This is a genomic window from Sphingobacteriaceae bacterium (assembly GCA_016715905.1).
Classification (GTDB): domain Bacteria; phylum Bacteroidota; class Bacteroidia; order B-17B0; family Aurantibacillaceae; genus Aurantibacillus.
Genome location: JADJXI010000013.1, coordinates 1 through 13,434, shown reverse-complemented (window position 1 = coordinate 13,434; position 13,434 = coordinate 1). Strand labels below are relative to the sequence as shown.

At 31.3% G+C, this 13,434-nt stretch carries 14 protein-coding genes; 6 read left to right on the top strand and 8 right to left on the bottom strand.

The window, feature by feature from the left end; all coding sequences use genetic code 11:
- Positions 1-785 precede the first annotated feature (785 nt).
- Positions 786-1,370 (top strand): transposase family protein, encoded by a 585-nt coding sequence (locus IPM51_12285; protein MBK9285076.1) that lies wholly within the window; start codon positions 786-788, stop codon positions 1,368-1,370.
- A 45-nt stretch (positions 1,371-1,415) separates the two neighbouring features.
- On the opposite strand, the gene IPM51_12280 is transcribed toward IPM51_12285, so the two are convergent.
- Both IPM51_12280 and IPM51_12275 read right to left on the bottom strand, forming a co-directional pair.
- Positions 1,416-1,925 (bottom strand): hypothetical protein, encoded by a 510-nt coding sequence (locus IPM51_12280; protein ID MBK9285075.1) that lies wholly within the window; start codon positions 1,923-1,925, stop codon positions 1,416-1,418.
- Positions 1,926-2,076: 151 nt separating this feature from the next.
- Positions 2,077-3,939 (bottom strand): hypothetical protein, encoded by a 1,863-nt coding sequence (locus IPM51_12275; protein ID MBK9285074.1) that lies wholly within the window; start codon positions 3,937-3,939, stop codon positions 2,077-2,079.
- Positions 3,940-4,033: 94 nt separating this feature from the next.
- On the opposite strand from IPM51_12275, the gene IPM51_12270 reads away from it, so the two are divergent.
- Both IPM51_12270 and IPM51_12265 read left to right on the top strand, forming a co-directional pair.
- Positions 4,034-5,647 carry a hypothetical protein gene (locus IPM51_12270; GenBank protein MBK9285073.1) on the top strand — a complete coding sequence of 538 codons (1,614 nt, stop codon included), beginning with the start codon at positions 4,034-4,036 and terminating at the stop codon, positions 5,645-5,647.
- A 69-nt stretch (positions 5,648-5,716) separates the two neighbouring features.
- Positions 5,717-6,550: an HNH endonuclease gene (locus IPM51_12265; protein ID MBK9285072.1), complete on the top strand. Its 834-nt coding sequence runs from the start codon at positions 5,717-5,719 to the stop codon at positions 6,548-6,550.
- Between the two features lie 509 nt (positions 6,551-7,059).
- Here the strand turns inward: IPM51_12265 and IPM51_12260 are convergent.
- The 6 genes from IPM51_12260 to IPM51_12235 form a co-directional block, all read right to left on the bottom strand.
- A complete protein-coding gene (locus IPM51_12260) occupies positions 7,060-7,275 on the bottom strand; it encodes a hypothetical protein (protein MBK9285071.1) in 216 nt (71 codons plus the stop codon).
- 203 nt (positions 7,276-7,478) lie between these two features.
- Entirely contained in the window at positions 7,479-7,688 is a 210-nt protein-coding gene (locus IPM51_12255; protein ID MBK9285070.1) for a hypothetical protein, read from the bottom strand.
- 23 nt (positions 7,689-7,711) lie between these two features.
- Positions 7,712-8,434 (bottom strand): hypothetical protein, encoded by a 723-nt coding sequence (locus IPM51_12250; protein MBK9285069.1) that lies wholly within the window; start codon positions 8,432-8,434, stop codon positions 7,712-7,714.
- Between the two features lie 68 nt (positions 8,435-8,502).
- Positions 8,503-9,270, bottom strand: a complete 768-nt coding sequence (locus IPM51_12245) for a hypothetical protein (protein MBK9285068.1) — start codon at positions 9,268-9,270, stop codon at positions 8,503-8,505.
- 20 nt (positions 9,271-9,290) lie between these two features.
- Positions 9,291-9,833 (bottom strand): hypothetical protein, encoded by a 543-nt coding sequence (locus tag IPM51_12240; protein ID MBK9285067.1) that lies wholly within the window; start codon positions 9,831-9,833, stop codon positions 9,291-9,293.
- A gap of 38 nt (positions 9,834-9,871) precedes the next feature.
- On the bottom strand, positions 9,872-10,621 hold the full coding sequence (locus IPM51_12235) for a hypothetical protein (protein ID MBK9285066.1): 750 nt from the start codon (positions 10,619-10,621) through the stop codon (positions 9,872-9,874).
- An 11-nt stretch (positions 10,622-10,632) separates the two neighbouring features.
- Here IPM51_12235 and IPM51_12230 point away from each other — a divergent pair, with 11 nt between their 5' ends.
- The 3 genes from IPM51_12230 to IPM51_12220 all read left to right on the top strand — a co-directional run.
- Complete coding sequence (locus IPM51_12230) at positions 10,633-11,352, top strand: hypothetical protein (GenBank protein ID MBK9285065.1); 720 nt, start codon at positions 10,633-10,635, stop codon at positions 11,350-11,352.
- Positions 11,353-11,364: 12 nt separating this feature from the next.
- Positions 11,365-12,138 carry a hypothetical protein gene (locus tag IPM51_12225; GenBank protein MBK9285064.1) on the top strand — a complete coding sequence of 258 codons (774 nt, stop codon included), beginning with the start codon at positions 11,365-11,367 and terminating at the stop codon, positions 12,136-12,138.
- Between the two features lie 28 nt (positions 12,139-12,166).
- Positions 12,167-13,434 (top strand): hypothetical protein (locus tag IPM51_12220; GenBank protein MBK9285063.1); only part of this gene is annotated, 1,268 nt, incomplete at its 3' end.

The window sequence follows — 13,434 nt, the reverse complement described above, 5'->3', positions numbered from 1 at the left end:
AATATTCGCGAAGCTCATAAACGCTTTGCTACCGCTTTCGTGGAACTATATTATTAGTGTTTATGATAGCAAATACATGAACTAAATAAATTTGCTATTAAAATGGCAAAAATTTTTACGAGAATTCATTCGAGGAAAAAATAAAGTATTTTTTTCATAAGAAAAAAAACAGTCAAAAACCCATAAAAATGGAAAAAAAAATGGACCACATAAAAAACCACAAAAATGGTATATAAAAATAATAAACTTTAATGGGACTATATATAAAATAAAATAAAAAAAAAAGAATTGTTAAAGTTCCTAGAAACTTGAGAAACCATAAATAAAATAACCAATAAATAATATAACAACAGAAGCGAAAGAGATGATAAGACGAGACAGGACCGAAAGAAAGAAGAGAAGGGCATCATAAAATTTTCTTATAAACTGGTATAAACTTATGGCGCTATTTTATTTTATTTTGATGTGGTTCTATTTTACATGAAAATTATACGGAGGCTCTGTAGTACTGACAACTTACAATTATAATGGAAAAAATTATTCCAATAATGCAAGTAACTAAACTTGAATTGATGCATTTTTGTCGATCGAATAAGATACAGCATCGAACGAAACAAAACATTGCATCGATCACAAAAAGATACTGGATCGTTGAAAAAAATGCATTGGATCGATCGAAAAAGTGCATTTTTTGGCCAATCAAAAATTCGAATTTTTGCAAGATATTTTAGTTGCAATTTTTTCACCATTAGTGAAAATATTGCAACTAAAATATTATTATTTTCATGAGATATATTATTACTATGCCACCTAAAACTAATTTCTATGAGAGTTTCGGTATAACTGGAACTAAAAAAGCAGAAAAAGAAGAACAAATTTTGTATAATTTAATGAAAAAACCACAGAAACAAACCAGACAAGAAATGAACCATTTTTTTAATAATAAAGAAAATGCAATACATCAGGCCGATTTATTATTTTTACCAATGGATAATGGCTATAGATATGCTCTAGTGGTTACCGATCAAGCAACAGGCAAAACTGATTTAGAAAAATTAAAAGATAAACGTGATATTTCAGTATTAAAAGCAATACAAAAAATTTATGATAGAGATATATTAAAACGTCCAATATATCAAATTCAAGTGGATTCAGGAAGTGAATTTAAAGGCGAGTTTGCGAAATGGTTCGATAATCACGGAATAACAATAAGAGTAGCAAAACCAGCCAGACATAGACAACAAGCATTAGTAGAAGCAAAAAATAAGATCATTGGTAAAGCAATATTTACAAGACAAAATGCGATAGAATTACAAACAGGTCAACCACCGAACAAGAGAAACGAAGAGCCAAAGAAGGCCGAGATTTAAATAATATTATAGAAGAACCAAGACAAAGAAAACCAAAACGAATATTTAATATTTAGTATCATCCAACATATCTCTAACAGCTCTCTTTGAAGGGTTCTCTTCCACCTTGTAAATATCCATAAGATTACTCATAAGAGCTATTTTAAACATTTCAATATCATTATATACAGGTGGGCCTCCTAACATTCGGCTTTCTTTTTCGCGTTTCCAAAACTCGACAGACCTTTTAATTAACTCATAGACATCATTTTTTGCATAAAATGCTCTTGGGTCTACTTCTATTAGTAATGAATATAACAAAACACTATCATGAGCGTTCTTTAATAGATCATCTTGTTTCATTGCTCTTAAGTATTTCGCAATTTGTTTATCAATACAAAATGCAGTTCTTTGCATTAAGTACGTGAAAAACTTAATTTCTTCATTGGGACTTCTATATAATGGGTCATTGAGTCTATCCTGAAGAGTTTTTTTATTATATCCAGTTGCATTAACGATATGGATTATTTTCTTGGTGTTTTTTATTACGTCAAATTCGTCTTCGAAATCGTACATAGTTTTTATTATAATATTATATAGCAATATTTCTTTAAGTGCTTTTTTAAATAAATATGGCTTAAGGAAAAAAATTTGGCTTGGAGAACATTACACAGTGCGTAATGCTCTCAAAATATAAATGAAAAAAAAACCATGGTCTTTCATGCTCTTATATTAATAAGTCCTTTTTAATAGAATTAACATGATTAATATGACATATACCAAGCGGAATATATTTCCAGTCTCCCAAGTTTTCACCAGTTGGTAAATTAACCAAGCGATCTATACAAATTGAATCAGTTTGAATCTTCTTAATATATTTTTTGTGTTCAATAACTTTTTTCATTAATTCATAACGACCAAATGATAATAAAAATGGGCCGAGTCTTGCATAATTAGAAAGAAATGAACCCGTTATCGGTGCATGAACAATATGAAATTTCTTTCTGTCTTTATCACAAGAATGCTTTAAAATCATTCGATCATCTGGTATTACTATTTTATCTTCGCAAGTATCGAGAATTTTTTTTGATTTCTTGCATAATTCACCCCACAATAAATTTAAGAATGTATTTTTTATAAACTGTTCATGTTCTTTTGTATCGGCTTTATTCTTAAGATCATAAAAGAATGTCATATAATCTCTAAATATTTTATCACCACGAACTAAACAATCTTTATCATAAAACAAAAAGTTATTCTCATTATCTTCTATGAGTTCTATTTTTAATTTTAGTTCTCTAGCGTGTTTCAAGCTTGTATGTGTATATTTATTGTATCTGTGATTGAATCTAAATAATATATTAGTACTCTTATCATCTGATTCATAAATTTTTGCTCTATAAATACCGAATTTAAAATAATTCATATTATCGAATTCTTCTTTAGTTAATTTCATCCATACACCTTTTTTAATTGGGAACATAAAATAAGCACTAGACATTAACGATGGATAGAATGAACGAATATCAAATTCCATTAATTCGCCATGATATCCTTTTTCTGCCCAACACAAACCGCCAGTTTTAGCACCATCTAAAAATGTATATTCTAACTGGTCAATATCTTCGGCTTCTGGTAATGCTTGCGATTTCAAAGCAAAATAATATCGAATTGCATGATTAATATTTTGAAATTTAAATAAGTCTATTTCAAATATATCGCGTGTTAGTTCTTTAATGTATGTTGCGCCATCTGTAAAATAGTCATAATATTCTTTGGGTGTCATTTTTTTGGAGTTAATCATTAAGTGTTTGTTTTGTGATCTCAACTTGTTAAATGCATCCGTATTTATAACTTTTGTACTTTTACCATCATATATTTGTACTTCGTTGACATTGGTATACATAAACGTTAATACATTATCTTTAGTGAAGTTATTTCTAAGTATTTTCATTTTAGAAAAACGGCCTTCATTAAATTTATTTGTTACATGGTTATTCTTTGAATGCAACCGTATGACATAAGGATAATTGGCGCTACTATTATAAACAAAATCGCCAGTTACAATAAATCGACATCTTTGTAATTTCTCAATTAACGGTAAAGCATCAGCAAGATTAACCATATCTTTTCTACCAACACCCAAAAACAATTTTAATTTTCTAGCGGAATATATTTTTTCGTGTAAATTATTCTTACCAATTGCACGGCGTAAACAATAATAAAGACAATCGTTCTTGTCACTTTTACCAGCGTTATTTTTTCTAATAATAATTGAAAAATTGGTAATCTTATCATTAATATATTTGTCTGTTCCGTCATAGTATTCTTCTGCATTGTAAACATTGGGTTCATCATCTATTTTTGTTTGCTGTGGTGTTAAGAACTTGCCGATATCTTGATACAAAGTAGATATCATTACATCAGCATTTTTATACGATGGATTCTTTTTAACAACCGATTTCAAAATATTTTTAGCAAACTCCTGAACCTGTTTTCTTTTCATGCCGTTCTTTGGCGCCTCGTATTGGTAATCTTTCCAGCCTTTGATTCTGTGATCACCGCTAAAAACTAATTTTGGTTTATTCATTTTTCTATATTATAGTATAGTAATATTTTCTTAAGTCAATAATTAAATAAAAAATACTTAAGAAAATAAATATATTACTATAGTATAAGAAACCATGCAAATTCAGATAAACCTGAAAAAAGAAGAAACCGTGTATGATACCGCCCATATTGAAAAATTATGTCAAGAAAACAAAATAGATGAAGCAAAAGCATACATTAAACAATACTTATACCGATGCAATAAACCCGTTGGCGTATTTGTATATGATGTCATTGACCAACAGTATGATTTTCATTTGAATCAAGACATTGCTTCTAATTTCTTGCCTAAAGGTTTAGGGTATGATGTGCTTGTTGGCAAAAGAATGGAATTTGTAAGCTTGTACAAATGGTTTATGAATGAAAATCATGACCGTGTTAGAATTGCGACAAGAATAGATAAACCTAGATACTTTGAAGAAAAAGGACAGAAATTTATTAACTTTTTCGGTGGCTATAAACATAACTACAAACCATATGATGCATTTTCAAGCGCCATAAAAAATAAAGTAAACAAGTTATTGAAACATATTAAAACAGTGTGGGCAAATGAAAGAAACGATGTTTATGAATATGTTATAAATTGGTTGGCCACATCAATAACATTAAGAAAAGTAAAAACAGCATTATATTTAAGATCTGGTCAAGGAACTGGAAAAAGTATAGTAACAGAATTCATACAACAAAAAGTGTTAACTCGTCAATTATGTTTGATAACTGATAGCCCCGAAAGTTTAACAGGCTGGAATGAAATGTTTAAGGGTAAGATATTATTAGTATTTGAAGAATTACCAGCAACAGGAAAAGAAGCATGGCGCGGATTAGATGGCAAATTTAAGAATTACATTACAGGCTGTGATTTAGAAATAAGACAACGTTTCAAAGATGCAATTTTCACCGATAACATAGGATCATATATAATTAGTTCTAATCATTTAGCTATACTAATAGCACCAGACGACCGAAGATATGCAGTACTTGATATTAATGAGAAATTTAAGGGCAATTATGCATACTTTGACGATTTGGCCCAAGATTTGGACGATGAAACGGGCGAAGCATTCTTTTGCTATTTATATGAGCATGCTAGAAAAAATCTAAATTGGCAAGAAAACAGAATACCACGCACTGACTCGAAACAGGAAATGATTATTGAAACATTACCACGAGTATTTAAGTACATCAAAGAAACATATTTGAAACGACAAAAAGATATGAAATTATCATTAGATTTGTTTTGTAAAAATTTCAACGCACAAGAAGGCAAAGACCAAACAACCACATCAATAGCCAAAATATTGAAAACAGCTAATATAATTCACAAAAAGAAGAAATCAAAACGTGATGACGGCGGACAAACAACCATATCATTTTTAGATTATACATACGATGAATTGTTACAAATATTTAAAAATAAAAACTGGATTCATGAGACTGACGATATCGATATGAATGAGGAGATAGAACTAGATTTTCACAAAGAAATAAAAGAAATCAAACGAATGCAAGAGATTATAAATCAACGACGATATAGAAAACCTAAAAAGGTAAAGAAACAACATGTGGTAATTAAAACAACCGAAAATACAAATTTGTTTACTAAGCAGATAATACCAGTAAATGAAGAAGAAGTCGGCGTAAATGTTGATGTAACAGTTGATGACGACGATTTGAACGCTTTTGAATAATTTTTTATTTAATTTATATTTACTTAATAATTAGCTTAAGCAGATATTATTATATAGTATTATAGTAAAATGGCAAATATAGAGAAATACGAAACAGACTTGACGGGCTACGAGAATTTGAAACACTACATTAACGGCGAATTAGATCAAAGAACATTTGACAGTTATAAAATTAATATACAAAAATGTAGAGTAATAAACGTAAAAAATAATAGGATAATTCAAACTCGCCGTAAAAACAATGACTATCATATGTTGTTTGGTTCAAACTTTCATCGTATCATCTATCAGCATGTACATGGGCCCATTGCAAATGCTTTAGTAGTGGATCATAAAGATGAAAATAAAATGAATAACAGAATAGAGAATTTACAATTGTTGTCTCATGGTGAGAATGTCAAGAAATCGCAAGTATTGAAAAATTTCAAAATAGGAGATAATATGCAAAAACGGCATTTAGTGAAAGCTACAAAAGTAAGTACGAACACATTTGAAATATATAAATCACTTTATGCGTGTTCCAAAGATCTTAATATAAATTGTGGTATCATCAAAATGGTATGCGAAAAATTAAATGGTGTGAAATCTGGTATATCGAAGTCTACAAATGAGAAATATATTTTTGAATATACCACGGAAGCACCAACAATAAATAACACTCGCAATATGACGTTACATACAACCGATGAGGAACGTAAAAACGCAGTACGCGAAACAATTAAAAAATGCATTGAAAAGAAAAAACAAACATATATTTGTGAATGTGGATGTAAAATAAAACTCGGTAGTAAATATCTTCATTTGAAAAGTAAAACACATCAAAATTTTATGGAACTGTCACCAAGAATACTGATGACAGAAAGAATGAAAATCATTGATAAAATTTCAAATGATTTTCTTTAAGTATAAATAATTCTTTAAGTATAAATAATTAAGATCTTACTTAAAAATTTGTGAATATATAGTATTATAAAGAAAATGGAAAAAGTACCAAGAAGATTTCATTTATGCAATTACTGCAACAAGAAAATAAGAACAATCAAATGTGATTGGCCAGCCCGACACCTTCATAAGAAATGTTATAAGTTTATAATTGGTCAACTAGAATTCATATCGAAAACATACCCGCCGTCTTTGCAACCAGAATATAAAGAATATTTAGAAAATGTATTATATAATAGATGAATCAGTGTAGCGAATATATAAAAAAAGTATACAAGAAACGGAGAACTCATATATGTAAATATTGTAAAAAAGAAATGGCATATCAGCCAAATTATGGCCTATGTCATCCGAAGTGTTTTGAAAAACATATGAAATACGCAAAAAGTTTGTTATCAATATCAGAATTAGAATTTTTTGATTTTGATAAAGAAATATTGTACGAAGAAATAAAACGTTATTGTTCATAACTAATATTGTTGTAAGTCATACAATAGTTTACTTAGAAGCGCTTTCACGCTCCTATGTTTATTATCATCATAACATACAGTTTCTAGATCCATATCATTGGCAATGTAGAAATTAATTTTTTTGACATAGTACATCAAATCTTTTTTATTAGCGTTAATTTTAGCCCGTGTCTCTTTTTCTTTTTGTTTGGCTATCTTTTGTTCTTCTTTTTCCATTTTTTCTCTGAAATTATCCATAATATATTATAACTATACATTATTTTTTGGATACTTTTGTAATTTCAAAAATTCTTCGATCTGTTTAGCAGTCAATTTCTTGGCAACTTCTTTTAGATTTGGTTTACATTTACCAGTTTCTTTACACTTTTTGACTGCGTGAAAGAATCGTTTCTGCTTTTCGCTTACTGATGGCATTTTATTTATAATTTACGCTTAGATATTTCTTTTTTGATCTTGTTCTTTAGTGATTCATTAGTTTCATCCACAGTTTCGCCTTTGATTTCATCCGGTTTGACTTTATATACTCGTGGTAATCTTTTTTGATTCATATCTTCTTTGTCTTTTTTCTGTAATTTGTTTATTGCTTCATCTAAATGAAACATTTTGTATTTTACTTCTTCTGGTTTCATCTATAATATAACTAGATATATTATTAATCGTCTGCAAAATCAACAAAAGTAAACATTGGTTCTGAATCTTGGCGTTGACTTTCTCTCAACTGTGCAAGTAATGGAACTCTTGGCGCTAAATATTGCCCAGTTTGTTTAAATGTTTGTAGATCGTTGATCATTCTATTCCAAACTCTCTGCAGATCAGTAACATATGCGTTGTACCTTGTAAATTTTTTGGGCATTTTTACCATCCTAGCGGGTGAACTACCTTCAGCAGGGAAATACTCATAATATCTATTACCGCCTCCTCTGGTTTTTGAAGGGGCTAAACGTATATATCCCAAATCTTTTAATATTTGTTCTTTGTTTTTAACATTTTGTTTTACGTTTGGTGCCGATTGATACGACATCAATGTTTGTTCAAATGCTGGCGAATTTGTTATTTCTTCTAAAAGATTCTCCGTTGGGTTTACCTCCACTTCTTGCCGTGGTCGTGAACCTTCCGCCTGTTGTGGTATATCTGCCTCTTCATATGCTGGGTCTATTTGCGGAAGTGCTACAGGTTTTATATCCCCTAATTCTTCATCATATAATCTATTAATTTCCGCCGTGAGTTGGTCCTTATTGTTTGTATTTAATGGTACGCCATCACTTGTTACTAAATTATTATTTCGTCTTGCGATACTATCACTAGCCACAAGCTCAAATAATCTTACCTGTGTATTATCATCCAGTTCGTCTATTATTGGGAATTTGATCCCCAAATCTACGACTTGCGCAGAAGCTGGTACTCTCTCGCCCTCGCCCACATTTTCAGGTTGCAGAGGAGGGCCTACGGAAAATTTCCGCTTGACCCGCCAATATCTGAACTTCTTCGAGCTGGTGCTAATCTATCGGGTTGTGATGGTTCACCAGTTTGATAACTTGGAGCTCGTAGTAATGATCTTGTATAATCACTATACGGGTCAAATGATACTGGAGGCGCTCGATATTGTCTATCGCCATAATCATATGCATAATCTGGATCATCAATAACAGCTATATAATCCTCTTGATGTGGTAAAACAAATGACTGAGCCCGTCCGCCACTTCTTCTTTCATCTGAAATATATTCTGGTTCCCACATAACTTCATCCCCGCGGTCTGCATCTGGTATATCATCACGATAACCGTAATTTTGTCCATCTCTTCCAAGTCGACCACTAATTGTATTTAACATTTGATCCGCACGACGTAGAATTTTTAATTTTTCATCGCTGGCTTCAGCTTTTTTAAGTTCCTCGTACGTCTTACCAATACCTTTATTTAATGCTTGATCGGTTTCAAATATTGTAGATCCTAATTGATTTTGTTGACTAATATTCTGTTGTTTGGCTCTAGATTGTTTTTCAGTATTATTTCTAGCTTTGTCGTATAAATCATTTTGTAACATGACTTGTTTGATAAATCTTTCTGGTCCGCCTTTAATTTTGCGCCCGAATGTATCATCAACTGCAGGAGTAAAATAATCAAATGCTAATTTTCCATGATTTGGATGTTTGGTCCGTTTTAATTCAGCGAACCAATCCCTTTTAAAACCTTGTGCTTTATCTTGGTACATTATATAATACAAAGATAAAATTAACTAAATAATTTGTCATAAATATCTCTTCTAAATGCTGGTTTTCGGCCTTTCAAATCACCTTCTAATTTATTAACACGTTCTTTTAGTTTTTTATATTTTTCCTTGGTAACTATATTATTCGGTAGTTCTGGTTTTTCGACAATATTTTGTGGTAAATTAATTTGTATGTTTTTTAATTCTTCGATTTTCTTATCAGTTTCTTCTAGAATGCGTTTTTTTTCTGATATTTCATCTTGTTTTAGTTTTTTGATTTCTTGTACATCTTGTTTCTTGGTTTCTTTTAATTGTTGAAGATATCCTAACTGTCTATCGATTATTGCTTTGGCTTTTTCGTCGCCATTACTAGCACGTTCTTTTAATTTGGCTTTATATTTTTGTTGTGCAATTCTTTGTTTCTCTTTTCGTCTTGCTTGTTTATCTGGGTCAAATTGTCTTTCTATTCTTATTGGCTCTTTTGGTGGTTCTTCTTTTATGACTTCTGGTTGTGGTTCCTCTGCTTGTGGCTCAACAATAGTTTTATCTTCTGTCGGTTCGCTCATGAGTGATATACTCTATATATACTGTATATATATATAATTTATTCATAACCATATCTTAACGCTAATTTCATAGACACATAACCGCCGTTTATATCAATGACATTATTTTGATCATCAGTTAATAGAAATTCAATTCTACTTATTCTATCTGGTGAAACATCAATCCAAGAATATTCATTTGGTCTATATGTATATATCTCGCCAAATGATGCCTCAGCAATGGGTATATATGCTATGATATCTTGTTTATTACCTGTGATAGTATTATATGTGTCAGCTTTACAAATTGTACATTTTAAGGTCAAAAATCCATATCTTGCAAGATTATAAATACGTGTGCCAGTATTAGCCAAGTTTTGGCCCGATGCTGTGGATCTCGAAAAACCCAACATTAAATTTAATCCGCCTGTGGTTAGTACTGAAAATGTGCCAGCGCTTCCAGTTATAGTTAATTTATTTGTAGAAGCGTTTGTTGTTATTGTGTATGTTCTAACATTTGGGCTTACTGCTTCCATCGCTGATTTTAAAGATGTTATCATATCGGCAATTGTATAATTACCAACTGTTAATGTCGCTGTGACTGCTCCGCCGACATCTTCTTGAAAAACAAATGTATTATTACTAGATGTCACATTATAATAAGTTGCTGTCATTACAAATGTATCTAATGCTATTTGGTCCAATCGATGGGGGAAACCAGCGTTTAGAGTAACATTAAAGTCCGTGTCACTGTTTCCGCTGGCGTCAAATGAGTTTACTATTATGTATTTGAAGTTTTCTAAGGACATATTATATTATAATGTCACAAAAAAGTTTTGATATTAAAGTTTATGATGTCGACAAAGATAAACGGATGAAGAAAATTAATAGTACCATCCGAGAACCATTACCAAAACTATGTCAGCACGTTTTATTTTGTAGTCCAACCAATAGCGGAAAAAGTACAATTATTCTTAATTTATTGAAAGATCACTTAGCGTTCAAATGGGATAGAATTATATTTTTTAGTTCTACGTGGGATTTCGATATATACAAAGAATTCATTTATATTGATAAAGAAAACATTCACAGAAAATTTGATTACAAAGATTTAATGAAGATTGTACAAGAACAGGAAACCAGCATAGAAGAGAACCCACGAAAACCCCTTAATACATTGATCATATTCGACGATATGCAGGAATATTTTAGAACTGGGTCAATACTCGAAGATTTCTTATGTAAGTGTCGCCATTATTATATTACTTGTTGGGTGGTGGCGCAATATGTACACGCAATTAGTAAAAAAGCCAGACAACAGTTCACATGTTTTTTAGTGTTCCCAGATAAAATAAATGAAGAAGATAAAGATGTTATAGGCGAAACAGCACCAATTGGCAAAAAGAAATTCTTAAAAGCTTGTGATTATGTAACAGATGTTATTGATAGAACAGGAAATAAACATAATTTCTTGTGGATAAATAAATCATTAGTAAATAAATACTGGTTGAATTTTAAAGAACTGATTTTGTTGACTTAATATATATCATAAATGAGTTTTATTGAAGATTTAGAATTTAATCCAAATCGCGCCAAAGATACATTTATTAGAACTGGATACAATGTGTTAAAAAATGTTGGTAATAAAATTATGGATTATTTCGGTGGTCCAAAAGCTGAAGGCGAATTATATGATACTGTTGAAAGATTAGCTCTTGATGGCTCATTTAAATTTTATGGTAACTGGGGAGGTCCTCTTTATAGTGCTGGAAAGTACTACAAACGAGATGAAGCAATAACAAAAGATGATATTATGAAAAATCCACCACAAGACAAACTTGACGAACTATTTATGAAACATGATTTACGATATCAACGCGGGGCAACAAATCAATCACCAGAAGATCGCAAACAAGCTCTAAAACGTGCCGATGAATTATTTATTAAAGAAGTAAATGAACTATTAAAATCAGGTCAAGCAAGTATTAAAGAACAAATAGCGGGCAGATCGGCAGAACTAGCATTCAAAGCAAAATTAGCTAGTGATATAGGATATAATATAGATTATTTAGATAATCCCGAAGCCAGAAAAACAGTCAATGAATATTTTAACGAAGTGGACAACGACGCACCTATAAAAAATGATGTTTTTGTGTATCCATCGCAATTATTCCAAAATGAAATCGAAAAAGAATATAATATTCCAGTCCTCAATAAATTTGATAATATAAATGACAAATTATTTGAATCACAAAAACAAGAACTTGAACTCAGGCAAGATATAGAAATAATTCGTGATGTTATTTTAGCGCTCGCCGATGTTTAAATTTCTAGTGTCATTGTATAGAAAAAATATGGATCAAATATTTGTTCAAGAAATAGATGACGTTTTAAAAATGCGCTTGCCTAAAAAATCCAGTATTTCAGGAGCTGAGTGGGTTCCATGCTATCCAGAAAATACAGGTGCTTTACCTCTTGCCACATCATCAACATATAGATTTAGACTTCCAAGACGTGGTTATTTATGCAGAACCAAAGGACAAACAGGGCCATTTTTCACTACGCAATTTACAACATCCGCAAATGCTGAAGGCGAACCATGGGCATTTATTAGATCAATGAGAATATTAATCCACGGTATTGAGGTACATTTTAACCAGTTCTACAACCATACTTATGGTGAATGGTTAAAAATGAAATCATCCGATTGGTTACGCTCAGACGGTCAGCAAATGGGTATAGTTTCAGCATATGGTGCATCACCTTTTGGCGCTTTGGGTGCTATCGCAAGCGGTACATATTTTAATGTTCCAATTCCTGATAACTATAGCGTATTGACATCCAAAAACAACGCTTTACCATTAGAATATTTAGATGTTGTTGTTGAAGTAACATTGAATGATCATAGAAACTTTTTGGGTGCTTCTGCCGATGGTTCCAACTTGGCTAGTGCAAGCGTTGCAAACTTAACTTTATGGCTCCCGATATGTTTTGTTGACCCAGAAGTCGATAACGCGATCAAAGCTAAATTAGATATGGCCGATGAAAACGACGCCGAAATGTTTTTAATGCCAGTTAGTGATATCCGCGTTGATTCTCAAACTTATGATTTTAGTGTTGCAGGTCAAAAGACATTTGTATTCAATAGTGTATCAACAATGTGTAGATTATTACAAGCTAAAATATCTATTGATGCAACTAATACAACTAACTATAAGACATTGACGGGTTTAACTGGTGGTGTCTCTCAATATCAATATAAAGTTGATGGTAAAAATGTAACACAAAACGCGGTTACGGTTGCATCTCCAGCCATTGCATACCCATTATATCAAGATTTCGTTAGTGCTTATAACCAAATCAACAATGATAACATTCAAATGTGCCCACTTGCTCAAGCTACATTTACAGGTTCGGCAGCCACAAATCCAGCACATGGCGCCGTTCTTGCTTCTAATTTCTCGATGGTTGCGAATTTGGATTCTGTTAGCAAAGAATTAACAGGCGGTCAAAAACTCATTAACAACTTAACATTAGAATTGACTAATGCTAACACTGGCGCCGTTTCTAATTTGTACTTGATTCAACACTCTAATCGTGTTCTCGGTTTAGCACGAAATAA

Coding starts and splice junctions, on each gene's coding strand:
- IPM51_12285 (MBK9285076.1), top strand. CDS start 786: ATGAGATATATTATTACTATGCCACCTAAAACTAATTTCTATGAGAGT.
- IPM51_12280 (MBK9285075.1), bottom strand. CDS start 1,925: ATGTACGATTTCGAAGACGAATTTGACGTAATAAAAAACACCAAGAAA.
- IPM51_12275 (MBK9285074.1), bottom strand. CDS start 3,939: ATGAATAAACCAAAATTAGTTTTTAGCGGTGATCACAGAATCAAAGGC.
- IPM51_12270 (MBK9285073.1), top strand. CDS start 4,034: ATGCAAATTCAGATAAACCTGAAAAAAGAAGAAACCGTGTATGATACC.
- IPM51_12265 (MBK9285072.1), top strand. CDS start 5,717: ATGGCAAATATAGAGAAATACGAAACAGACTTGACGGGCTACGAGAAT.
- IPM51_12260 (MBK9285071.1), bottom strand. CDS start 7,275: ATGGAAAAAGAAGAACAAAAGATAGCCAAACAAAAAGAAAAAGAGACA.
- IPM51_12255 (MBK9285070.1), bottom strand. CDS start 7,688: ATGAAACCAGAAGAAGTAAAATACAAAATGTTTCATTTAGATGAAGCA.
- IPM51_12245 (MBK9285068.1), bottom strand. CDS start 9,270: ATGTACCAAGATAAAGCACAAGGTTTTAAAAGGGATTGGTTCGCTGAA.
- IPM51_12240 (MBK9285067.1), bottom strand. CDS start 9,833: ATGAGCGAACCGACAGAAGATAAAACTATTGTTGAGCCACAAGCAGAG.
- IPM51_12235 (MBK9285066.1), bottom strand. CDS start 10,621: ATGTCCTTAGAAAACTTCAAATACATAATAGTAAACTCATTTGACGCC.
- IPM51_12230 (MBK9285065.1), top strand. CDS start 10,633: ATGTCACAAAAAAGTTTTGATATTAAAGTTTATGATGTCGACAAAGAT.
- IPM51_12225 (MBK9285064.1), top strand. CDS start 11,365: ATGAGTTTTATTGAAGATTTAGAATTTAATCCAAATCGCGCCAAAGAT.